The 22,245-nt window shown below is 36.5% G+C and carries 22 protein-coding genes; 12 read left to right on the top strand and 10 right to left on the bottom strand.

The annotated features are described in order from the left end of the window. The first annotated feature begins 93 nt into the window (after window positions 1-93). A complete protein-coding gene (locus ACY45D_RS09845) occupies window positions 94-366 on the top strand; it encodes an HU family DNA-binding protein (protein WP_010114788.1) in 273 nt (90 codons plus the stop codon). 129 nt (window positions 367-495) lie between these two features. Further along, window positions 496-2,364: a SurA N-terminal domain-containing protein gene (locus ACY45D_RS09840; protein ID WP_463106587.1), complete on the top strand. Its 1,869-nt coding sequence runs from the start codon at window positions 496-498 to the stop codon at window positions 2,362-2,364. Between the two features lie 636 nt (window positions 2,365-3,000). Here ACY45D_RS09840 and ACY45D_RS09835 read toward each other — a convergent pair. After that, a complete protein-coding gene (locus ACY45D_RS09835) occupies window positions 3,001-3,651 on the bottom strand; it encodes an A1S_1983 family putative colistin resistance protein (protein WP_463106586.1) in 651 nt (216 codons plus the stop codon). A 101-nt stretch (window positions 3,652-3,752) separates the two neighbouring features. On the opposite strand from ACY45D_RS09835, the gene ispF reads away from it, so the two are divergent. Then, window positions 3,753-4,244 (top strand): 2-C-methyl-D-erythritol 2,4-cyclodiphosphate synthase, encoded by a 492-nt coding sequence (gene ispF, locus ACY45D_RS09830; RefSeq protein ID WP_463106585.1) that lies wholly within the window; start codon window positions 3,753-3,755, stop codon window positions 4,242-4,244. 93 nt (window positions 4,245-4,337) lie between these two features. On the opposite strand, the gene ACY45D_RS09825 is transcribed toward ispF, so the two are convergent. The 7 genes from ACY45D_RS09825 to ACY45D_RS09795 form a co-directional block, all read right to left on the bottom strand. Continuing rightward, window positions 4,338-4,862 carry a protein tyrosine phosphatase family protein gene (locus tag ACY45D_RS09825; protein WP_463106584.1) on the bottom strand — a complete coding sequence of 175 codons (525 nt, stop codon included), beginning with the start codon at window positions 4,860-4,862 and terminating at the stop codon, window positions 4,338-4,340. 73 nt (window positions 4,863-4,935) lie between these two features. Further along, window positions 4,936-6,027 carry a 3-deoxy-7-phosphoheptulonate synthase gene (locus tag ACY45D_RS09820; protein ID WP_463106583.1) on the bottom strand — a complete coding sequence of 364 codons (1,092 nt, stop codon included), beginning with the start codon at window positions 6,025-6,027 and terminating at the stop codon, window positions 4,936-4,938. 141 nt (window positions 6,028-6,168) lie between these two features. Next, window positions 6,169-7,050 (bottom strand): sulfite exporter TauE/SafE family protein, encoded by an 882-nt coding sequence (locus ACY45D_RS09815; protein ID WP_463106582.1) that lies wholly within the window; start codon window positions 7,048-7,050, stop codon window positions 6,169-6,171. A gap of 275 nt (window positions 7,051-7,325) precedes the next feature. Beyond that, window positions 7,326-7,613: a hypothetical protein gene (locus tag ACY45D_RS09810; protein ID WP_463106581.1), complete on the bottom strand. Its 288-nt coding sequence runs from the start codon at window positions 7,611-7,613 to the stop codon at window positions 7,326-7,328. After that, the gene (locus ACY45D_RS09805; RefSeq protein WP_463106580.1) at window positions 7,610-9,184 is read right to left on the bottom strand and encodes a PepSY-associated TM helix domain-containing protein; all 1,575 of its coding nucleotides are present in this window, start codon (window positions 9,182-9,184) and stop codon (window positions 7,610-7,612) included. Before ACY45D_RS09805 ends, ACY45D_RS09810 begins: the two co-directional genes overlap by 4 nt. Window positions 9,185-9,187: 3 nt before the next feature. Beyond that, on the bottom strand, window positions 9,188-9,466 hold the full coding sequence (locus ACY45D_RS09800; RefSeq protein WP_463106579.1) for a hypothetical protein: 279 nt from the start codon (window positions 9,464-9,466) through the stop codon (window positions 9,188-9,190). Between the two features lie 76 nt (window positions 9,467-9,542). Then, window positions 9,543-11,699: a TonB-dependent siderophore receptor gene (locus ACY45D_RS09795; protein WP_463106578.1), complete on the bottom strand. Its 2,157-nt coding sequence runs from the start codon at window positions 11,697-11,699 to the stop codon at window positions 9,543-9,545. A 243-nt stretch (window positions 11,700-11,942) separates the two neighbouring features. Between ACY45D_RS09795 and lpxB the strand changes: the two genes are divergently transcribed. Further along, on the top strand, window positions 11,943-13,115 hold the full coding sequence (gene lpxB / locus ACY45D_RS09790; RefSeq protein ID WP_463106577.1) for a lipid-A-disaccharide synthase: 1,173 nt from the start codon (window positions 11,943-11,945) through the stop codon (window positions 13,113-13,115). Between the two features lie 174 nt (window positions 13,116-13,289). Here lpxB and ACY45D_RS09785 read toward each other — a convergent pair whose 3' ends face one another. Continuing rightward, window positions 13,290-14,162: a DUF2797 domain-containing protein gene (locus ACY45D_RS09785; RefSeq protein ID WP_463106576.1), complete on the bottom strand. Its 873-nt coding sequence runs from the start codon at window positions 14,160-14,162 to the stop codon at window positions 13,290-13,292. Between the two features lie 32 nt (window positions 14,163-14,194). Here ACY45D_RS09785 and ACY45D_RS09780 point away from each other — a divergent pair, with 32 nt between their 5' ends. From ACY45D_RS09780 to ACY45D_RS09760, 5 genes are all read left to right on the top strand, one after another. After that, window positions 14,195-14,665, top strand: a complete 471-nt coding sequence (locus ACY45D_RS09780) for a DUF6231 family protein (RefSeq protein WP_463106575.1) — start codon at window positions 14,195-14,197, stop codon at window positions 14,663-14,665. 125 nt (window positions 14,666-14,790) lie between these two features. Then, the gene (locus ACY45D_RS09775) at window positions 14,791-15,402 is read left to right on the top strand and encodes a YidB family protein (RefSeq protein ID WP_463106574.1); all 612 of its coding nucleotides are present in this window, start codon (window positions 14,791-14,793) and stop codon (window positions 15,400-15,402) included. A 384-nt stretch (window positions 15,403-15,786) separates the two neighbouring features. Continuing rightward, window positions 15,787-16,230: a hypothetical protein gene (locus tag ACY45D_RS09770; protein WP_463106573.1), complete on the top strand. Its 444-nt coding sequence runs from the start codon at window positions 15,787-15,789 to the stop codon at window positions 16,228-16,230. A 388-nt stretch (window positions 16,231-16,618) separates the two neighbouring features. After that, window positions 16,619-18,607, top strand: a complete 1,989-nt coding sequence (gene tkt / locus ACY45D_RS09765; protein WP_463106572.1) for a transketolase — start codon at window positions 16,619-16,621, stop codon at window positions 18,605-18,607. Window positions 18,608-18,788: 181 nt separating this feature from the next. Next, window positions 18,789-19,004, top strand: coding sequence for a hypothetical protein (locus tag ACY45D_RS09760; RefSeq protein ID WP_463106571.1), 216 nt, complete (start codon window positions 18,789-18,791; stop codon window positions 19,002-19,004). Window positions 19,005-19,070: 66 nt separating this feature from the next. Here the strand turns inward: ACY45D_RS09760 and ACY45D_RS09755 are convergent, their stop codons facing one another. Continuing rightward, the gene (locus ACY45D_RS09755) at window positions 19,071-19,481 is read right to left on the bottom strand and encodes an OsmC family protein (RefSeq protein ID WP_463106570.1); all 411 of its coding nucleotides are present in this window, start codon (window positions 19,479-19,481) and stop codon (window positions 19,071-19,073) included. A 304-nt stretch (window positions 19,482-19,785) separates the two neighbouring features. Between ACY45D_RS09755 and ACY45D_RS09750 the strand changes: the two genes are divergently transcribed. The 3 genes from ACY45D_RS09750 (at window position 19,786) to ACY45D_RS09740 (ending at window position 22,052) form a co-directional block, all read left to right on the top strand. Further along, window positions 19,786-20,370, top strand: a complete 585-nt coding sequence (locus ACY45D_RS09750; protein ID WP_463106569.1) for a YceI family protein — start codon at window positions 19,786-19,788, stop codon at window positions 20,368-20,370. A gap of 251 nt (window positions 20,371-20,621) precedes the next feature. Then, the gene (locus ACY45D_RS09745) at window positions 20,622-21,170 is read left to right on the top strand and encodes a GNAT family N-acetyltransferase (RefSeq protein WP_463106568.1); all 549 of its coding nucleotides are present in this window, start codon (window positions 20,622-20,624) and stop codon (window positions 21,168-21,170) included. A gap of 177 nt (window positions 21,171-21,347) precedes the next feature. Next, window positions 21,348-22,052, top strand: a complete 705-nt coding sequence (locus ACY45D_RS09740; RefSeq protein ID WP_463106567.1) for a hypothetical protein — start codon at window positions 21,348-21,350, stop codon at window positions 22,050-22,052. Window positions 22,053-22,245 lie beyond the last annotated feature (193 nt).

The raw sequence follows: 22,245 nt of genomic DNA, 5'->3' as shown, positions 1-22,245 counted from the left end.
GCGTTTTCCCCCAAAGCATTGCTATAAAGTCGTCATGGCCTTTGATCTACAGCCTTGGAACTTAAACAAACGATATAAGAGGACGTAATCTTCATGAATAAATCAGAATTAATCGACGCGATTGCAGAGAAAGGGGGATTGTCTAAGTCTGATGCAGGTAAAGCATTAGATGCGACTATTGCTTCAATCGGTGAAGCACTTAAAACGGGTGATACAGTAACTTTAGTTGGTTTTGGTACTTTCAGTGTGAAAGACCGTGCTGCTCGTACAGGGCGCAACCCGAAAACTGGTGAAGAACTACAAATTAAAGCAAGCAAAGTTCCTAGCTTTAAAGCGGGTAAAGGATTAAAAGATTCAGTAGCTTAATCTTTTGTTGCTATAGGCGCGCCCATGTGGCGCGTTTTTTATGAAAAATGTCGAATTATAAGAGATTGCTCATTCATTCATTTGCTAATTTCAGTTAGAATCCCTACGAAATAAAATATTGGAATACTCATGGAATCGTTTCGTACGCTCATAAGGGGCTGGTTTGGTAAAGTTCTCCTTGTGTTATTTTTAGCGCCATTTGCTGTGGTCGGTATTGAAGGTTATTTCAGCGGTGGGCAAAAAGAAGACGTAGCTAAAACCGTTAATGGTCAAGATATTTCGAAAAAAGATTTAGAAGCGCAGACAAAAGCGTATAAAGATCAATTGCTTCAACGCCTAAATGGTGATGAATCTTTGCTCAATCAGTCTTATATTCAAAATACTGTTCTTGATAATTTAATTGCGCGTTCATTGTTGGTTCAGCAAGCGGACAAGCTGGGTATTTCATTAAGTGATGCACAAATTGAGCAAATGATCGCTCAACAACCAAGTTTTCAAGAAAATGGTAAATTTTCACAAAACTTGTATGCAAACTATTTGCGTTCTGTCGGAATGACCAATCAAACGTTGATTGCAAGTTTACGTCAAGATCATGCTTTAAAAATGTTAATGACGACATTTACTGACAACGCTTTGGTTAGCAAAACTGATATTCAACAGATTGCAAACTTACAAACTGAGCAGCGTGAATTGTTCTTATCGAGCATTAAGCTTGATGAATACAAAGCCAATGTGAAAGTGACGAATCAGGAAATTGCTGATTATTACAACAAACATCAAAATAAGTTTAAACAAGTTGCTTCAGTTGATGTGGACTATGTTGTGTTAAGTCCTGCGACTTTGACTCAGCCGAATACAGCGGTGTCAGATGAAGAGTTAAAACAAGCTTATAATCAGTTTGTTGAAAAGCAAAACAAAGATGCTAAACGTGATGTAAAGCATATTTTGATCACCTTAGACAATCGTACACCTGAACAAGCAGCTAAACTTGCCAATGATGTGTATGCAAAAATCCAAGCAGGGACTTCATTTGCAGCTGCTGCGGCACAATACTCAGAAGATCCAGACTCGAAAGCAAAAGGTGGTTTACTTGCTGCCTATGCACCAGGTGCTTTTGGTACTGAGTTTGACGCTGCGGTTTCAAGCACTGCAAATGGGCAAATCTCTAAACCCGTCAAAACGCAATTTGGTTATCACATATTAGAAGTGCAAACAGTTGCAGGTGTAGTGCCTTCATTTGAAGCTAAAAAAGCTGAATTAACTGCTGAAGTATTAAAGAGCAAATCTGCAAATTACTACTCAGACACAGTGAATACTTTAAATGAACAAGTTGTAAGTGGTGATAGTTTAGATGTCATTCCAGAAGCGATTAAAACTGTAAAAGTTGAATCTGCAAATGGCGTTACGCTAGGCACTACAAATCCAGTATTTGCTGATCCTGCGGTTAAATCTAAATTGTTTAGTGAAGATGTGAAAGCGGGCAATCAAACTGCTTCAAGTAACATTCAAACTGCAAATGGTGATACGGTTTGGATCAAAGTACGTAAGTACCATGCTGCGGGTGTTCAACCTTTAGCACAAGCGACTGAGCGTGTTAAAGCGCAGTTAATTGAGCAAAAAGCTTTTGATGCGGCGCATGCGAAACTCAATGCAATGTTGGCTGATTTCAAAAAATTACCAGCGCAGGAAGTGACCAAAAAGTATCAATATAACTTTGTGCATGCAGGGACTTTCACACGTTCTCAAGGTTTGAAACGCCAAATTGAACGCGCAGCATTTAGTCAACCTACCCCTAAAGCTGGTATGTGGTCTGTGACGACAGCTAAATTACCAGATGAGTTGGTTGTGGTTGCTGTATCAAATGTGAAGCAAACGCCGATTGATAGCTTGAGTCCTGCTGAAGTTCAGCAATTAACTCAGATGTATCAAAAGTTCCGTGGTGAGCAAATCCTTGATGATTACTCTCGTTACTTAAAAGCACATGCCAAAATTAAATAATTTTGCATTTAATTTGAGTTTGGAAATAAATTAACTTTTATTTCATAGAAACGCCCAATGAAATTCATTGGGCGTTTTGTTTTTAAAATACTTTTTTAGAAAGTTGAAGGTTCTAATTTCTTCGATTTTTTATATAACTTGACTTGTAATTACAATGGGAGCTCTTTCTTCTTTATAAAGGATGAGCGTTATTATACGCAAGAGGGGGCAAGATTTATTTGATAAATCTCCCTCATCCTAACCTTCTCCCAGAGGGAGAAGGGACTATCAATATTAATTTTCGATTAGATAAATAAAAATCAGGGCAAAAATAAGTGAGATAAACAATTGAAGCTTTGGATTGTTACTGCTGGTCATGGTTAATTCAAAGTTCAGTAAAGATTTAAGAATGTTCATAGCATTGTCTCTTTTCTTGTAAGTATTTAATCTGAGGTTTAAGTTTATTTGATACTTCATCCAAAAGTTTATGATTTTACAAATGAAATTTTAGATTTGTTATCAAATTAAGTATCAAAGAATATTCTACTGTAATGCAAGTTTGCGTTTTATTTTATGTATTTCCCTCATTCAGATGATCAAGATCTCAATACATTAAGGCATTTAGCTTTGATCTAAATACGATGAGTGCAATAAAAACTAATCATATAAACGATAAACGCCAGTAAAGCGTTCACAACCTTTCTGCTCAGTTTTTATCGATAAAATAGATTTTTGGAAATTGAGTTGGTACTTACAATCATGCTCATTGTCCAAAATTTGGTTTTTCTTCTCAGGTGTAGTGTATGCCAATAAGGTGACTATTTGAGTGTCTTTACGGTTATTGGGGTTGCGGTATGCAATACCTTCAACTTTGATGCGGTCTTTGGTTAACTGGTGAATTTTTAGATGAATCGGTTGTTTAGATATTTCACCATGCTCATATTTAATGAAATGTTGCGTTAAACTCTGATTCATTGACGTATAAAAATTAAAGTCTTCTAAGCGAATATCAATTTGCTGTTTAAGGCAATCGTTAGACTTACATTGCTTTAAACGGTTGAACCATAACTGATTGGTGTCATTGATTAAGCGAGTAGGTGCATCTGTGATGAGATAAGCTGTCAAATATTTTTCATCTAATTCTGCACGTAAGTCTTTGAATTGTGTCCCACATAAGGTCTTCAAAGTTGAGGTGTTTTGATACTCACAATCTACAGGTAAAGCATAAACAGCAGATGTGCTGATACAGCTTAAAATGAGAGCAGATAAGAGTGTTTTAGTTTGATTAAATTCTGTATTCAACAGCATGATCGCTTATACTTTCACAATGTTTGCATACGTACTATAGCGAAATAGAAAGTACGAATACAAGATTTTTCAAACTAAAAAATTGCATAAAGGAGCTGAAAATGATCATACCGATTCGTATTGGGCAAGGAATGGATGTACATGCTTTTGATGAAGGTGATTTTGTGACTTTGGCAGGTGTGCAAATTCCACATACGCATGGCTTAAAAGCACATTCAGATGGTGATGTGGTGTTACATGCCTTATGCGATGCTTTATTAGGTGCGCTGGCTTTGGGTGATATTGGACAGCATTTTCCAGACACTGACCCCGAGTTTAAAGGTGCAGACAGTCGTAAGCTATTAAAGCATGTTTATCAACTGATTTTAGATCGTGGTTATGTGTTGAATAATGCCGATATTACAGTGGCATGTGAACGTCCGAAATTGGCGAAGCATAACTTGGAAATGCGTCAAAGCATTGCAGATGTTTTGGATGTAGATATTACGCAGATCAGTATTAAGGCAACAACAACTGAAAAATTGGGCTTCACAGGACGTCAGGAAGGTATTTTATCGACTGCGACCGTATTGATTACGCATCCGACCAAGTAGAAATTGATCAGTTAATCTGTTGTATCGTTTAATATCTAACGTTTATTTTGAATGATTAACTGATCGGTTTTTAACTCTTTGAGAATCTAAGGATTAAGAAAACTGATCTGCATTCATCAATGAATGTTGTAAGTCTTCTGTCGCTTTGCGCCCTTGAAGTTGTAAGCCTACCGCATGGATCAAACCCGTCCAGGTTTCATTGGGTTCCCAAATTTGGTGTAGTAGCTCTTGGGCTGTCGGCATATCGATATCCATAAAATATTGACGATATAGATACATAAGACTACTGACGCGCATATTTTTGGCACAATGTACCCAAATCATTTTTTCCTGAACCAAATGCGCAATTAAGTCCAAAACAAATAGGCACTGATCATCAGCAGGTGTTTCCCACAAAATTGGGACTTGAATATAGTTCAGTCCAAGTTCGGCACAGATTTTATCTTCACCTGCTAAGTGCGGTTCTGCATCATTAAAGGCAAGGTTGATAACGGTATCTATGCCATATTCTTTAATGTGTTGGAATTGCTCTGTTGAAGGTTGCCCAGAAGTAAACAAATGTTCATGTATAAACTGAAAGTCTGGAATTTGGCTGAGTTCTTGTTCAAATTCGTTCATAGCATTCTTACAAAGTATTTTCATTACATCATAAACAAAAACGCCATCTATGTAGATGGCGTTTTTAAATTAATTAACGTTTTGGTAAAACTTCTTTTAATGCCGCATCCATTTCGAGTAGGGCCTTTTCAGTGGTTTCCCAATCGATACATCCGTCGGTGACTGATTTGCCATATTCCAAATCACATAGATTTTCAGGAATGTCTTGGCGTCCGCCTTTGATATGGCTTTCAACCATAATCCCGACAATAGACTTATTACCATCTAAAATTTGTTCAGTAATATTTTTCAATACCAAAGGTTGTAAGTACGGGTCTTTGTTTGAGTTGGCATGACTGGTATCAATCATGATCTTGTTGCTAACTTTGGCTTTGGCTAAAGCATTTTCAGTTTCAGCAACTGAACCAGCATCATAGTTTGGTTTGCCATTACCACCACGCAAAACAACGTGAGCATATGGGTTGCCATTGGTACGAATAACAGAAACTTGTCCTTCGTTGTTTAAGCCCAAGAAACTATGACCATGCTTTACAGATTGCATAGCATTGGTTGCAACCGTTAAACCACCATCTGTACCATTTTTAAAACCGACAGGTGATGAAAGACCTGAAGACATTTCACGGTGTGTTTGGCTTTCAGTGGTACGTGCGCCAATCGCAGACCATGAAATTAAGTCTTGGTAATATTGTGGTGAGTTTGGATCGAGTGCTTCAGTTGCACAAGGAAGTCCTTTGTCATTCAATTCAAGTAAAAGTTTACGACCTATACGTAAACCTTTTTCGATATTGAAAGAATCATTCATGTCAGGATCATTAATTAAACCTTTCCAACCTACCGTTGTACGTGGTTTTTCAAAATAAACACGCATGATGATAAATAACGTATCTTTTACTTTTTCACTTAAAACTTTTAAGCGATCTGCATAATCATGTGCAGCAACAGGGTCATGAATCGAGCATGGACCAATCACAACAAATAAACGGTTGTCTTTACCATCAAGAATATTGCGCACTGTTTCACGACCATGCAGCACAGTTTGATAGGCATTTTCATTTAAAGGCAATTCAGCTTTAAGCTCAGCTGGAGTTACAAGTGTTTGAATGCTTTGTACATTCACGTCATCAATATCTGATTGAGTAATTGGAGTAGACTGTTGTGTATTCATTGCCGTCACTGGGTATTAGATCATACAAAAGTATTTTTAGTTGGCTGAATATAACATGAATTGAGCAAAGTTTTGTTATAAATAAATCATTAAAACTTTGCGATCAATTCATAAAATTCAGTTATGAGTTAAACTCGCGAATTAACCTAAATAATGGTGTTGCTGTACTTGAACAATCATGGCAGTTTTAGGTTTTTCGACAGGTTTGCTTTTTACAGGATTCAAAATAAAGTTGATACCCAGTGCAAATAAGGTAACACCTAAAATTTTACGAATCATTTTTTCAGGTAGGCGAGAGCTGATGAGTGTACCAATCACAATCGCTGGAATCGATCCGACTAAAAGCCAACCCAATAAGTGGAAATCCACATTACCAGAAGTCATGTGTGCAAAGCCTGCAACAGACGTCAGTAAAACGGCATGAACCACATCTGAACCAATAATTCGGATCATAGGTAAGTTTGGAAACATTAAAATCAGTGCCATAATCCCGAAAGCACCTGCACCGACTGAAGATAGGGTTACGAATACCCCCAATACGATCCCCATAATCACAACATACGGGCGTTTACCATCAATTGTGAAATTATTGGTTTCATGGAAATCATGTTTTTCAGCGCGAAATTTAGCAAAGAACTTTTCAATTTGTGCACGGAACACGATTGAAAGTCCTGTTAGCGTTAGCATGAAACCTAAAACCATGGTCAATACAGCTTTGTAATGTGTTGAGCCACTTAGGTAGGTTTCTAAAGCCCAATGGGTCGCAAATGATGCAGGAACACTACCCGCAGCGAGCCATAAAACAATAGGCCAGACAATATTCAGTTTTTTAGCATGCACTAAAGAACCACAAAATTTTGAAATAGCAGCGTAGAGCAGGTCAGTACCAATCGCAATGTGTGGTTCTATTCTAAATAAGCTGATTAGAATAGGGGTCATTAAAGAACCACCACCAACACCTGTAATACCTACGCAGAAACCAACGAGAACACCAGCTAAAATAAACTCAACAGGACCAACCATGACTATAGTGCCAAATATCAGAAAACAGGCATATCTTATGACTTTTTGATATAAGTGGTTGTCTTGATTATTGATTTACTTATTCTAAAAAATGCTAAAGTGATTTTGTAAGCATACTTTTAAAATAATAATTTATATCTTTTTGATAATATTAGAATATTTTTTCATAAATTTTACTGGTGATAATCATCGGAATGTAGTTCTTAAAATTAACGAATGAGCGTTTGTTGCCATTGATCAATTGTGAAATATTTAAGACCTTTAATATAAGTCTTTTAAGACTTAACTTTAGGCTTTAAATCATTGATCGATAAGATCACCCCAAAAATAATTGGAGTTGAAAATAGACACAAAGCAACGATTGCAATGCTCTTGCCAAAATAATGAGTCAAACAACAAAGTGCAATGAGTATAAAAATAAAAGCAATATAGCGAATGGTTTTAGGTTGTTTTGCCACTATTGCCCATTTAGATTTTAAAGTCTTTTGAATGTGTTTGCTGCTGACTAAATATAAGCCAAAACTCGCAATAAAAATCAATCCACAAGCAATGATTAAAGTCATTTTGTAGACTCCGAAAATGTTGATTTAGCTTGATTCTTTGCTAATTTTTGTTGAATTTTAGCCACCGATTTTTGCTGTATAGGCACAATTTTTTGATGTAGGAATATTGCCAGAATTGCAAATAGTAAAATCATTAAATCAACACGCAAAAATGCCCAATATTGCTGAAATGATTGGATATGATCATGGGTGATTAAATGATAAAGATTTAAAAATGGTAATCCTAAAGCCAGTCCAATAAAGACTTTAAGCTGCGATTTCCATAAATAGTGTTGTGGCGTGATTAATGCAAAAACAAAGCTCATTAACCAGACAATAAAGAAACTGTAGATTTCATAATTAGGGCCATCAGCTTGAATCTGAACCAGTCTATTTGCATACAAATAACTGAGCATTGCGATAGGCAAGCCTAAGATTACAGCGATATTTAAACGATTAACCAGATAATGTCCGAAATGAAAACGCTGTGTTTTATTCTGAATTTGACGCTTTAAACTCCACAATAATAAGCCAGATGTAATCATGGCACAGCCTAAAATACCTGAAAAAAAGAAGGCTAAACGTAATATAGGTTGTGCAAAATTTGCCATGTGTAAGCCATACACACCTGCATTTAAGGTTGCAATTGCACTGTGATTACGTGTATCAGTCATTAAATGACCATCTTGCACATTAAAACTGAGTTGTGCTTGGTTTCGTGTTATCGATTGATCTTTAAGTTCAGTGATTGTCAGTTGAGCTAACTGAGTATTGGGTTGTTTCACTGTAATATTGTCAATTTCCGAACTTCCCCAGCGTTGTTGGGACTGTTTTAAAAAATAATCAATCGGCAGCATTGGTGCTTTGTTGACAGTGGCTTCATTTGAAGGTGTTGAAATAGTTCTAATTTCTTCAAAATATTGAAAGGGGTGGTCAGGATATAACTGCTTCATTCCAGCAGGGAAAATAATGTAAAAGAATATAGCCAAACCTGTAAATGTAACGGTTAAAAAGAACGGTAAGGCCAATACAGCAGAAACATTATGAAAGTCCAAATAGGAGCGTTGTCCCTTAAAAGCTCTTAATGTAAAGAAATCGGTAAATATTTTTTTATGGGTAATGATGCCTGAAATAAGGGTAATAAACATCACCAAAGCGGCAAGGGTGACAATAAGACGTCCGATAAAGTAGGGCATTCCATACAATTGATAATGAAAAGTATAGAAAAAATCACCGCCTTGTGTGGCTGATAAACTTAACACTTTTCCCGTATTTGCATCTAAGGTTTTACTTTCATAGCTGTCATCCGCTTTTTGCCAATAGATTTGATTAACAGGAGAGTCTGCATTGGCAACACCGATATACCAACTTTTGGCATCGGCTGCATTTTTTTGTAGATAATCAAAAGCAGTATGCACAGCTGTATCTTGATGAATTTGCATACTTGCAAACTGAGGTTGCATCCAAGTGCTGATCGCATGACGATAATAGGTCACTGAACCTGTAATAAAAATAGCAAGAAGAAGCCAGCCTAAAAGCAGCCCAATCCATGAATGTAGCCATGCCATAGATTGGCGAACAGATTTAAACATGGATTAACCTACTAATTTCGAAAGTAAAAACAACATCGATAACAAAGAAAGAATAATGGTCGATAGTTTTTTTAAAGATTGGATGCAAAAGCTCACAATCACAAAAAGAATATAAAAAACTAAGGCTGAAAATGCTGCCAGATAAATAGATTCTGCTTTTGCTAAATAAGGATAAAAAAGATCGGTTAAGGATAAAGACAATAAGTAGCTACAGATATACCCCAAACCAAAGGCAAGAATAAAACGATATAAGACTGCTAATGGATATTGAACTTTATGCATAACGAACCATTTTATTTAGATAAAAGTGCCTTGGTTTGCCTTTGCTTTAAAGCGCGAAAACCAAGGCGCTATTGAATCAATATTTAAATTTCACAGCAACACTATAATTGGCAGGCGCACCGTAGAAACCTTGAGCATCGGGGAAGTTATAGAGATATTTCTCATCGGTGATGTTATTACCATTTGCCTGTAAAGTGATGTTTTTATTCACTTCGTAGCTTGCCATTACATTGACAAGCGCATAAGCATCTTGTTGAATGACACCCGCTTTTTGAGTCACAGTGCCATTGCTTTCAGTTTGAGGCACATCTAAATGTGTTTTATCTTGCCATTGAACCCCTAAACCTAATTTTAACTTAGGTATTTGCGGTACTTGATAAGTGGTTAATACATTGAAAGATTGTGTAGGGTTAAAGGTGCGTGCATCTCCACCATTAATTAAATCTTTCAAGCTCAACACGGTATAACCAAAGTTTAAACTGAGGTGGTCAGTCAGTTGTCCTGCAAGGCCAAATTCGTAGCCTTGAGAACGTAAATCACTGACTTGGGTTTTACGTGTAGTCGGTAGTCCATCTGAGTTACGCAGCGGATAATTGCTTTCTTCAGTACGGAAAACAGCCATGGTTGCTGTTAATTTGTCATCTAACCATGAACTTTTTATCCCAACTTCATAGCTTTCGCCTTCAATTGGTTTATTAATACTTCCATCAAGCGCCTTGGTGGTTTGCGGGCGGAAAATAGAGGTATAACTCATATAGCCTGTATATTCAGGGGTGAAATTATAGGTTAAACCTGCATAAGGTAAAACTTTATCTTCATCATAAATGGTGTCAGTACCATAGCTGCTACCTGTACTTTCAGCTTGCACATAGTTTGCACCCAATAGCAGTTTTAAATCATCGTTTAAATGCAAACGTGTTGCTGCATAATAACTTTGATTTTTTTGCTTCATGTGCATTTCACCGCTGGTTTTGGAGAAATCCCAAGTCGGTTCCGTAGCCGTCCAGCTGGCTAAATCTGTGGTGAGATGATTGGCATAACTTCCACCATAGCCTAATTCATTGCTATTATTTTCAGACCATGTATAACCAAAAACGGCTTCATGGCGTTGACCTAACAATGGATAGGTCCCTTGAAGATTCAGGTTGGTTTGACGTGCTTTATTATCATCAAGATATATCCCCGGCCATAAATAGACACCAGAAGTTCCATCTGCACTTGGATTACCCGATAAATATAATAATTTTGAGCTACGATCTGTTTGTTTTTCATCATAAGACAACTTGGCAACCCAGTCGCTGCCTAGCTTTTGTTGTAATGAGACAAAATAATTTTTGATATTGGTATCCCAATAGGTCCATTCTGGGCTGTAGTTATAATCTCGTGAATAATGCAGTTGTTCACCTTGTGTATTAATCAGCGGATTGGCACCCCAGTTATTACCGTTCGAATTATTATTGGTTTCGGTATAACCCGCTGTGAAAAGTGTTGAATCGGTGAGATCTGCTTCAACGATTGCACCAAAGCCATTTTTCTCAAGTGAATAGTTATCTAAATAACTATCACCCGTTTGTTCATAACCAAATACGCGACCACGGATTTTACCATCCTTAGTGAGTGCTGAAGATACATCTGCCTCATAACGTTGTGTATTCCAAGAACCATAGCTTGCGTTTAAAGAGGCTTGTAAGTCCTGAGTTGGGCGCTTACGGATCATATTAATGGTCGCACTTGGATCACCCACACCATTATTTAAAGCATCTGCACCTTTAACAACTTCAATTCGGTCAAACAGGAAGCTATCAGGATTATCATTATTGTAGTTATAGCTTTCTAAAGGAAAGCCAACACCATCAACTAAAACATTTGAAATTTCAAAACCACGTGCAAGGTAAGTGCTGCGGTCTGTTTCTTGGTTACTCACAATGACACCAGGCACATTACGTAATACGTCACGTGTGCTATTCAGTGCAAAATCATCTAACTGTTGACGAGTAACGACATTGACCGTTTGCGGTGTTTCTTTCAGTGGAATATTCAGTTTAGTCGCACTAGAAGATTGTTTAACGATATAGGATTTGGACTGTTCAGATGTTTGCTCAGTTTGATCAGCATTTGCTTGAACCGTGATGGTTGCTAGGGTTTGTACATCTTCAGCCAAACTATGTTGTGCACTGAAAATAGCCAATGTGATGATCGAGAGCTTAAAAGGGGATGAGATAGCGTTGGTCATTTACTAAATACAAATGAGAATAATTATCGCTAAGTTTATTGTTTGAAAATGTGCTTTACAAGTTTTTTACAATTGGAAATATAAATTGAAAATATTTTTTTGATTGAAAATAGGTGAAAAGTGATTGGATAAATCAAGCGTTCAAATCAATATTGAATTTAAGAGTACTGTGCTCAGATACAAACACCAATCCAAAAATGACTATGCTATGATGTGCTTGCTAAAAAAGTTAGGAAGAATATCTTGCAAAATCGGAAACTTAAAATTGGAATCGTAGTAGGTGAAGTGTCGGGAGATACTTTAGGTGCGAAACTTATCCGTAGTTTCCGTGAACAAGGTATAGATGTTGAGTTTGAGGGGATTGGTGGCCCTCAAATGATCGCAGAAGGTTTTAATAGCTTTTACCCGATGGATATTTTATCTGTCATGGGGATCGTTGAAGTCCTTAAAGATTTGAAAAAACTATTTGCTGTCCGTGATGGTCTAGTTGAACGATGGACAGCAAATCCAGTCGATATTTTTATTGGTATTGATGCACCAGATTTTAATTTACGTCTTTCTAAAAATTTAAAACAGAAAAACTTAGCTATAAAAACAGTTCAGTATGTGAGTCCATCTGTTTGGGCGTGGCGTCAAGGGCGAGTACATGGCATTAAAGCCAGTATTGATTTAGTGTTGTGTTTATTTCCATTTGAAAAAAGCTTTTTTGAAAAGTTTGCTGTGCCTGCAGCCTTTGTTGGTCATCCGCTTGCCAGTCAATTGTCATTACAAAACCCAATTTTAGATGCAAAACAAGAGCTGGGTTTGGACATTAGCCAAAAACATATTGCATTATTGCCGGGGAGTCGCCGTGGTGAAATTGAACGACTAGGGCCATTGGTTTTAGATGCGGCAAAGATCATTCATCAAAAACATCCTGAATATCAGTTTTTAATTCCTGCGATTAATGATTTACGAAAACAGCAAATTGAAGAGCTATTAAAAAATTATCCGAAACAATTAACAGATCAAATTCATTTACTGGAAAATACAGATAAAGAATCAAAAATTGGTCGTCAGGTGATGAATGCTGCAAATATTGTGGCTTTAGCGTCGGGAACAGCCACTTTAGAGGCATTATTATTGCATCGTCCAATGGTGACTTTTTATAAACTGAATTGGTTGACTTATATCATTGCAAAACTATTGGTGAAGATTCCTTATTATTCTTTACCGAATATTATTGCGGGTAAAAAGGTGATTCAGGAACTCATTCAACAAGATGCAACACCTGAAAATTTAGCCAATGAAATTGAAAAATTAATGAATCAAGAAACGGCACAAATTCAAGTGATGCAGTTATTGACCATGCATAAACAGTTATTGTCAGGAAATAGCGAAGATCCTGTGCAGGCGATTTTGTCGATTTTGAAATAGCCTAAGCATTTTTATTGTATTTATTTTTAAGACTTATATGTTTGATTTTAAATTATATTTTTTTGATGTAATTGTGATAAGAAGTTAAGAAGAGGTTATTTAAATCCTCTTCTTAATCCTCTCTCTTCTTTAAATTAAAGAAGAGAGAAAATTCAATATGAATTCAATGACTTCTTATTCAGCCCGAACTTTAAGTTCATAACCTGTATATTTACGAATATTGATCACACCCGTATCCATAATTAAGTATTGACCTTTAATGCCTTGTAATTTGCCACGAATAATCGGTGTTTTATCCAAGTTATGAGATTTAATCTTTTCAGGATAAAGATCAACAGGATAAACAAATTCACGGGGTAATTCATTTTCAAGTAATTCAACTGTTTCGTTAAATTCAAGGTTTTGAGCAAACTCATCACGAATGGTTTGAATTTTAGGCGCAAATTCTTTAACTAAATCATTACGAATTTCAATTAAATCGACAGGTTCTGCTTCGCCTTTGAGTAATTTACGCCAATCGGTTTTATCTGCAACTTGTGTCCCAAACATGACTTCTAACTGACCTGAAAGGCGACGTGAACCAACTTTCATAATTGGCAGTGCTTGCGTTGCACCTTGATCTAACCAACGGGTTGGCATTTGACCTATACGGGTAATGCCAACTTTTAAAGCACTGGAATTGGCTAAATAAACGATATGCGGTTGAAAGCAAACCTCATGTGCAAAATCATTTTCACGACATGTTCCCAAATGATAATGACAGGTTTCAGGCTTCATGATGCACATATCACATGCCGCTTTGGTTTTCATACATTTAAAGCAATGACCCTGTGAATAAGACTTCGGCGTTTTAGACCCACAAGAGACACAGTAAATATTTCCAGTTGCTTCAATTTCAATTTCTTGACCTAAACTAAACGGAAGGTCAATTTCTGAACGATCTAATATGAATTTATATTCAACATTTGCCTTATGTGTTTGCTGATCAGTTACACTTAGGTCTTTTAAACCTGCATGCATTTTATGGCAAATGCCTTGTAGTTCCATGTTTAATTACTCACTTCAATAAAGGTGCAGTTATGGCTGAGCAAAATGTCATCACTTCAATGCTAGACGATTTATCGCTAGAACAGCCAATTCAAACTGCATTGTGTATTGGGCAAAATTTGGCACAATACAATGTTCATCATTCAATTCAATGGTCTTATTTTAACGTATCTGAGTTTTTAAATCTGCCTTTTACACAACGTTATGATTTAGGTTTTGTGTTATTCGATACAGATGAAACATTGGTTGTTTCGGATCAACATAAAGCGCAACTCTTAGTAAAACTGCGTGATTTATTGGCGAAGCGAATTGTCGTGGTTTGTAAATTAAGCGACGAACAGCTATTAAGATCGCTTGGTTTTACCCAGTTGATTGATAAAACTTCACATGATAATGATTTTGCACTGTGGCAATTTAATATTTTGACTTATAAACATGTGCCAGACTGGTTTAATTCTAAGTTTTGGGCAAATCCTGAAAATTGGGACAAATTCCGCTGGTAAGCGATTTGTTTGGGCTAAAAATTGAGTTTTAACTTATTGCAAAATTTAACAATTTCAATTTTGGCGAAAACAACAAAGCCACGTATGCTGTGCGAGTGTCATAAAAACTTAAAAAGGAGAAACTTATGACAGATTTATCAAATATTGTGGAAATTTTGGCAAAACAAGCGCTTGGCGGACAACAACAATCACAAGGTGGTTTAGGCGGTGGATTGGGGGGCGTGTTAGGTTCAGTATTGGGTGGCTTAACAGGTGGTCAACAACAATCACAACAAGGTGGTTTAGGTGGGATGCTTGGCTCAGTTCTTGGGGGATTGACTGGTGGGCAGCAACAGCAAGCGCCACAATCACAATCGAGCGGTTTTAATGGTTCATCTTTATTGATTGCCGTTGTGCCTTTAATCCTCAGTTGGATTCAGCAAAATGGTGGTTTACAAGGTGCTTTGGCAAAGTTGCAAGGTGCTGGTTTAGGTGGTCAGGTGCAAAGTTGGGTAGATCCATCTCAAGGCAATAATGCTGTAGATGCACAGCAAATTCAAAGCTTGTTTGGTGGTCAGCAAGTTGAACAAGTTGCACAACAAGCTCAAGTTCCAACCAACGAAGTATATGGTGCGATTTCAACCGTATTGCCACAAATCATTGACTCTTTAACGCCTCAAGGTGATTCTACAGATCAGAATGAAGCAAATAATGATATTCAAGATGTGATGAATATGGTTTCAGGTTTCTTAAAGTAATTAACGTTAGTTCGGAATAAACTCTGATGTAATTTATTAAAAAGATAGATCAGGCGTAGCGGAGTCTTACTGTTTAAAGTCAAATGTAAGGATTAACCTTCGGTTCGACCTACTTTTCTTTCGGGAAAAGTAGGCAAAACCATTTGTCAGTCGCCAACTCGACAGATACCATCAAGTACCTAATATTTTGCAAAAACAGTATATTGCAGATGTAGCCCTGCCTCGAACAATGCGACTGACGTTTCCGCGTATCATATAGTTGGGAATATATCTTATTTTGAGCTCAGGTTACTTAAGAATTGAGCTCGTCATTCACTTGTTTTCAGTAAAGCCAATTTTTGAATTGGCTTTACTTTTTTAAAGACTGTTTGAGCGCTGTTGCTGATGAAATGTGTTAATAACAACATCCAGTTAAATATTATTGAAGAAACCAGCACCATTGAAGGCATCAGTAAATACAAACAAACGCTGTGTGAAATCGTTATTGACCATAAACCTTCGAACATCTTAATAAGAGGGAAAATACTAGAAAGTGCTGTATCTATTGATGAAAATCGTTATGTTATTTTCACAACAGATGATGTGATTTTTGAAGAATCTTTAAACATTTACCTGATTGAATTGGGTAAAGGTGTTGTTGATCAACTATTCATAGGACAGGCTTACCAAACAGATATTTTGAGTGGTTTGAAAATAGTTGACGAAAGCTTGCTCAGTTTTAGCTTTTTAGGCAGATGGACACTGGAAGTCTATGTTAAAGCGAAATTCGGAATAGGTATAAATTCTGGGATACTATGCTTATATAATTTAAGATTTAGACATTATTGAAGTTAAACTGCGTTGAATGAATATTTTCAATTTTTTCAGCTAAATTTTTAGTATTTTATATCAGTAAAATCACTATTTTTAACAATCAAAACATCATGACTTTTTTTAAAGATCAACTTAAAACACCTGCTATGACTTGAATCTATGTCCAAGTTCCTCGTCTTTGTAATTTCGACTTCTTCTTCATATCGATTAGGGTAAAAGAGAATCTTATTCATTTGAACAGTGTCTTTTATTTTAAATGTGCTTATTTTTTGTTCTATTGCATTTTGATTGGATATTTATAGCTTAACGGGCTTTACGCCTTGCGCTTTTTTTAAGACAATATGCAGTAGTTTTGAATTTAATTCATCTTCTTATTCTTTTCATATTTATTGGACTTTGATCTATGACAACCCCGCTGAATGAACGTCGTATTGCCAATGCAATTCGTGTATTAGCAATGGATGCTGTGCAAAAAGCAAACTCTGGACATCCAGGTGCTCCAATGGGGATGGCAGATATCGCTGATGTGGTATGGCGTGAGTTTTTAAATCATAACCCGACCAATCCACAATGGGCGAACCGTGACCGTTTTGTATTATCTAATGGTCATGGCTCAATGCTTCAATATGCGTTACTTCATTTAACAGGTTATGATCTTTCTATTGAAGATGTAAAAGCATTCCGTCAATTACATTCAAAAACACCGGGTCATCCTGAATTAGGTTATGCACCAGGTATTGAAACAACCACTGGCCCATTAGGTCAGGGTGTTGCCAATGCAGTAGGTTTTGCTTTAGCTGAAAAAACCTTAGCTGCTCAATTTAACAAAGAAGATATTAAAGTCGTAGATCATTTCACTTACTGTTTCTTGGGTGATGGCTGCTTAATGGAAGGTGTTTCTCATGAAGCATGTTCACTTGCAGGAACTTTAGGTTTAGGCAAACTTGTTGTTTATTATGATGACAATGGTATCTCGATTGACGGTGAGGTTGAAGGTTGGTTCTCTGACGATACAGAACAACGTTTCAAAGCTTACGGCTGGCAAGTGCTTAAAGTAGACGGTCATGACAGTGATGCGATCCGTGCTGCGACTGTTGAAGCGAAAGCTGAAACTGCAAAACCGACATTAATTATCTGTAAAACGATTATTGGTTTAGGTTCACCGAACAAACAAGGTAAAGAAGATTGCCACGGCGCACCATTGGGCAATGATGAAATCGCGTTAACACGTGAAGCTTTGGGTTGGAAAGAAGAGCCATTTGTTATTCCTGCTGATGTTTATGCAGCTTGGGATGCAAAAGCCAAAGGTACTGCTTCTGAAGCGGCTTGGAATGATGTCTTTGCTCAGTACCAAGCTAAATATCCGACAGAAGCTGCTGAACTCAAACGCCGTTTAAGTGGTGATTTACCTGCTGATTTTGTTGCTAAAGCAGATGCTTATATTGCAGAAGTCAATGCAAAAGCTGAAACGATTGCAACACGTAAAGCAAGCCAAAATGCAATTCAAGCATTTGCGCCTCAACTTCCTGAAATCTTAGGTGGTTCTGCTGACTTAGCAGGTTCAAACCTAACACTTTGGAAAGGTGCTGAAAGTGTAGAGTCAAATCCAGCTGGTAACTATGTACATTATGGTGTGCGTGAGTTTGGTATGACTGCAATTGCCAATGGCGTTGCATTACATGGTGGCTTTATTCCTTACGTAGCAACATTCTTAATGTTTATGGAATATGCACGTAATGCGGTACGTATGTCTGCATTGATGAAGCAACGCGTGATTCATGTTTATACGCATGACTCAATTGGTCTTGGTGAAGATGGTCCTACACATCAACCTGTAGAACAAATTGCATCTTTACGTGGTACTCCAAACTTAAATACATGGCGTCCATGTGACACTGTTGAAGCTTCTATTTCGTGGAAATCAGCATTGTTACGCAGCGAAGGCCCTACAGCGCTTATTTTCTCGCGTCAAAACTTACCATTCCAAACACGTACTCAAACTCAAATTGAGAACGTTGCGAAAGGTGGTTATGTCTTGGCTGAAGAAAAAGGTGAATTAAAAGCAATCATCATTGCAACTGGTTCAGAAGTTTCATTGGCAATGGAAGCGCATGCTCAACTTGATGGTGTACGTGTTGTTTCTATGCCATGTGCTGAAGAGTTTGTAAAACAAGATGCTGCTTATCGTGAAGCTGTACTTCCTGCAAATATTCGTGCACGTGTTGCAGTTGAAGCAGCACATGTCGATTATTGGTGGAAATTTGTTGGTTTGGACGGCAAAGTGATTGGTATGACGACATACGGTGAATCTGCACCTGCAAAAGATTTATTCCAATTCTTTGGTATCACCACTGAAGCTGTGGTTGAAGCTGTAAAAGAGTTAACAGCTTAATTCGCATTTAATTCTTTTTAAGTTTTAAAACGCTCCAATTCAATTGGAGCGTTTTTTATTTTGAGAAATGTTTTGTAACTGGGTCAGATTTTACTAGTAGTTTTTAGCAATAGGTATATAGTTGACCCGTTCTTCAGAATTCAAGAAATATGGTGAAACATAGACCATAAGTGAGGAAAATATGAGCCTTTATGATCAGATTAGTGATGAAATTGTCTTGATGGATGTAGGCGAGCAAAAGTGGATTGGGCAGGATTTACCCATCGAATCTATGGTAGCAGTTGAGTTGCTACTACAAGATTTAGCTGAAGATAAGCAAATTAAGATCCGTCGTAAAAACCATGAAAAGCAAACAGGTATGAAGTTGATTGATCGAATCTTGGTTGAAAAGTTGTAAGATTGAGAATGAAAGCCCCGTAAGGGGCTTTGCTTTAAGTAAAATAATAATTTTTAGGATGAAAATTTAATCAACCTTTAATGCTGTTTGAATCTGAATATTTGAGGTTAATAATTTATGAACAGGGCAGTTTTCTGCAACTTTCAATAAACGTTTATGCTGATCTTCAGTAAAATCACCTGTTAAAGTAATTTTCCGGACAATATTATTTTGCCCAGCTTCTGGGTCACCCTCAGGATTAAGTGCTAAATCTACTTGGATATGTTCAATTTTTATTCCTCTATTATCTGCATACATTTGCAACGTTACAGTGGTACATGCACCTAGCGCAGACAGCAACAGTTGCATTGGATTAGGTGCAGTATCTTGTCCACCTTTCTCAATGGGTTCATCGACATACCATGTATGTCCTTGCGGATCTGTGAGGGTGACACGATAAGGCGTTTTTGTACTTTGTGCTACGGCGCTATGGATCATTTTTGATTATTCTCGAAAGGAATTCATAAGCTTATACAATGCTTTAACGACAATTTTGACTGTAGTTATTTTGTATAGAATGTTTTTAAAATTATATTTTAAAATAGAACAGAGATTCATAAGATAAAATATAAAAATCAATTAAAATGTATGAAATTCAATTGGATATATGTTTTTTTATATCTCTGAAACTTGTCAACTTTGATACTGCGTTCTAATTTTGAAACATATCGTCTTATCTATAACGGTGCATTAAAATCTTAGAGGTATAAAATAACAAACATTCAAGAGCGAGATTAAGAACATGAACTTTAAAGCATTAACATTAGGTTTAGCCGTTGCATCAGTAACAACGTTTACAATTGCAAAACCAGTAGATTACAGCATCGATCCTACGCATACTGCTACAGTATTCACTTGGAACCATTTTGGTTTTTCTACACCATCTGCTAATTTCAGTGATATTCAAGGTACGATTTCTGTAGATAATGCAAAACCTGCAAATTCTTCAGTGAATGTGACAATTCCATTATCAAGCTTAAATACCAATGTAAAAGCGCTAGATGAGCATTTAAAAAATGCTGATTTCTTTAACGCTGAAAAATACCCAAATATCACGTTTAAAAGTACTAAAGTACAAGCTTTAGGAAAAAACAAATACAAAATTACAGGTAACTTAACGGTTAAAGATGTGACTAAACCTGTTGTTTTGGATGCAGTTTTAAACAAGCAAGGCGTACACCCAATGACCAAAGCAGAGTCAATTGGTTTCAATGCAACGACTTCGTTTGATCGTTCTGCATTTGGTGTAGGTGCTTATGTACCAAATGTTGGCGATAAGATCACTGTAAATATTACGACTGAAGCTTCTGTTCCTGCTACTAAGTAATAAACCAATAAAATGAGAAACTTGCACTAGATATTCTGGTGCAAGTTTTTTATTGTCTATAGAAAGAATCAAAGTGATTATTTTTATTAGAGCAGTCAGAGAAGTGAGATAAAAGTTTATATTTAATGGAGACTAAAATACCAAACTTTATTTTAATAAGGAGCTTAATAGAGTATGAATGAATCCATTCGCTTTAAACAGAAAAAATGTTAATTTATTTTCTATTCATCATCTGAATTTATAACAAATATATGCACAAACCTACCAATCTCGAACTTTATTTAAGACCAGTCCGTATAGAAGACGCACCGCTTCTTTTGGCTAGTACGCAGATCGAAGAAATTCGTTATATGACTGGAACAACAGTCGATTTTACATTGGCGCAAATCGAACAACATATCTTGAATTGTCAAAATAATACAAGTCGTTATGACTTCGCGATATGTTTGAATAGCAATCATCAAATGATTGGTGAACTTGTCATTATGGATATAGATCAAGCCCATAAAAGTGCGGGTTTCAGAATTTCGATGTGCAATATCGAATTGACAGGTCAAGGTTATGGGACTCAGGCGATGCATTTAGCCTTGGATTTTGTTTTTAATGTTTTGAACTTAGAACAGCTAGGACTAGAAGTGTATCGTCATAATAAACGTGGGTTACATGTGTATCAAAAACTTGGATTCAAAATCGTAGATATTTTAAAAAATGCATTGATCTATAAAGGTGAACATATAGATGAAATCAAGATGACTCTTCTAAAAGCTGATTATTTTCAAAAAGACTATTCTAAAAAATGACTATAAAACAATTTTCTCTAAACTAACGTGTTTAATCACTTAGTATTGAGGTTTCCTATCGCTGAAAAGGCTGGTCAAAATCTAGCAAAACCAAACCCACTTTGATGGGCTGTTTTCATTGAACAATATGTATTCTTTCAGTAACATTATGATAACAAGAAATTATATGATGAATTTATGAAAAAGTTATTCTTAGTTGGGGTTTTAGGTACAGCATGTTTAGCACATGCAGATCAACCATTATTAATCGAACAAGGTGTACCAACACCAATGGAAAATACACCAGTTGCGATTCAAAACGATCAAAATGAAAAGACATTACAGCCAAAGAAATTTAAAAATGAAGTTGAATTGAATCATTCTCTTATGCTTGAGTATTCTATGCAGAAAGGGAAATTTGCAACCGATATAGATGAAGATCTTAAAGGTTTCGGAGTTGGTTATTCCACATCACCACATAACCATGGTATGTGGGCAAAATTTGAGTACCAATCTAATAAAAATTTTGATGGTGATGTGTATGAGTTTTCATATGGTGGGCATTTCAATTTAATTGATTACAAAGGTTTTTATACATTAGCTACCCTTGGCATGGGGGTAAGTGTAATTAGTGCGGATGGTTTTGATGATTCTGTTTATTACACAATACCTGTAGGTTTAGAACTAGGATATACATTTACACCATCACTTTCAGTTTATGGTGGAGTTGGTTACAAATGGGCATGGGATGTTTCTGGAAACACGAGATGTAATGATGGTTCTATAAGTAATAGCACGGGTTCAGGGGCATGTTCTTGGCATGAGGGAATTGACCGTTATAACTATACAATTGGTGATTTTGACGGTATGACCTACAAAGTGGGTATGCGATATAATTTCTAAAATCAAACGACCATCGGCTTCTTTACATAAACAATGAAAACCTCAAAAGTTAGCACTTTTGAGGTTTTTAATATTTGGAGAAAAGTATGGCACTACCCGAAATTGTTCAATCTGCACTTCGTTAAAAAATAATGTGTGATCATCATTTTAGGCTTTGATAGATTTAAAAATGATATGGTTATTTGTATATATC

The sequence above is a fragment of the Acinetobacter sp. BZX-2 genome (assembly GCF_055179795.1).
This window is presented reverse-complemented; position numbering and strand designations above follow the sequence as displayed.

Bases quoted from the DNA above. Each gene is read 5' to 3' on its own strand.
- ACY45D_RS09800 (WP_463106579.1), bottom strand. From the start codon at position 9,466: ATGCATAAAGTTCAATATCCATTAGCAGTCTTATATCGTTTTATTCTT.
- ACY45D_RS09785 (WP_463106576.1), bottom strand. From the start codon at position 14,162: ATGGAACTACAAGGCATTTGCCATAAAATGCATGCAGGTTTAAAAGAC.
- ACY45D_RS09760 (WP_463106571.1), top strand. From the start codon at position 18,789: ATGAGCCTTTATGATCAGATTAGTGATGAAATTGTCTTGATGGATGTA.
- ACY45D_RS09805 (WP_463106580.1), bottom strand. From the start codon at position 9,184: ATGTTTAAATCTGTTCGCCAATCTATGGCATGGCTACATTCATGGATT.
- ACY45D_RS09815 (WP_463106582.1), bottom strand. From the start codon at position 7,050: ATGGTTGGTCCTGTTGAGTTTATTTTAGCTGGTGTTCTCGTTGGTTTC.
- ACY45D_RS09840 (WP_463106587.1), top strand. From the start codon at position 496: ATGGAATCGTTTCGTACGCTCATAAGGGGCTGGTTTGGTAAAGTTCTC.
- ACY45D_RS09745 (WP_463106568.1), top strand. From the start codon at position 20,622: ATGCACAAACCTACCAATCTCGAACTTTATTTAAGACCAGTCCGTATA.
- ispF (WP_463106585.1), top strand. From the start codon at position 3,753: ATGATCATACCGATTCGTATTGGGCAAGGAATGGATGTACATGCTTTT.
- ACY45D_RS09775 (WP_463106574.1), top strand. From the start codon at position 14,791: ATGACAGATTTATCAAATATTGTGGAAATTTTGGCAAAACAAGCGCTT.
- ACY45D_RS09750 (WP_463106569.1), top strand. From the start codon at position 19,786: ATGAACTTTAAAGCATTAACATTAGGTTTAGCCGTTGCATCAGTAACA.
- ACY45D_RS09740 (WP_463106567.1), top strand. From the start codon at position 21,348: ATGAAAAAGTTATTCTTAGTTGGGGTTTTAGGTACAGCATGTTTAGCA.
- ACY45D_RS09780 (WP_463106575.1), top strand. From the start codon at position 14,195: ATGGCTGAGCAAAATGTCATCACTTCAATGCTAGACGATTTATCGCTA.
- tkt (WP_463106572.1), top strand. From the start codon at position 16,619: ATGACAACCCCGCTGAATGAACGTCGTATTGCCAATGCAATTCGTGTA.
- ACY45D_RS09810 (WP_463106581.1), bottom strand. From the start codon at position 7,613: ATGACTTTAATCATTGCTTGTGGATTGATTTTTATTGCGAGTTTTGGC.
- ACY45D_RS09845 (WP_010114788.1), top strand. From the start codon at position 94: ATGAATAAATCAGAATTAATCGACGCGATTGCAGAGAAAGGGGGATTG.
- ACY45D_RS09820 (WP_463106583.1), bottom strand. From the start codon at position 6,027: ATGAATACACAACAGTCTACTCCAATTACTCAATCAGATATTGATGAC.
- ACY45D_RS09770 (WP_463106573.1), top strand. From the start codon at position 15,787: ATGAAATGTGTTAATAACAACATCCAGTTAAATATTATTGAAGAAACC.
- ACY45D_RS09825 (WP_463106584.1), bottom strand. From the start codon at position 4,862: ATGAACGAATTTGAACAAGAACTCAGCCAAATTCCAGACTTTCAGTTT.
- ACY45D_RS09835 (WP_463106586.1), bottom strand. From the start codon at position 3,651: ATGCTGTTGAATACAGAATTTAATCAAACTAAAACACTCTTATCTGCT.
- ACY45D_RS09755 (WP_463106570.1), bottom strand. From the start codon at position 19,481: ATGATCCATAGCGCCGTAGCACAAAGTACAAAAACGCCTTATCGTGTC.
- ACY45D_RS09795 (WP_463106578.1), bottom strand. From the start codon at position 11,699: ATGACCAACGCTATCTCATCCCCTTTTAAGCTCTCGATCATCACATTG.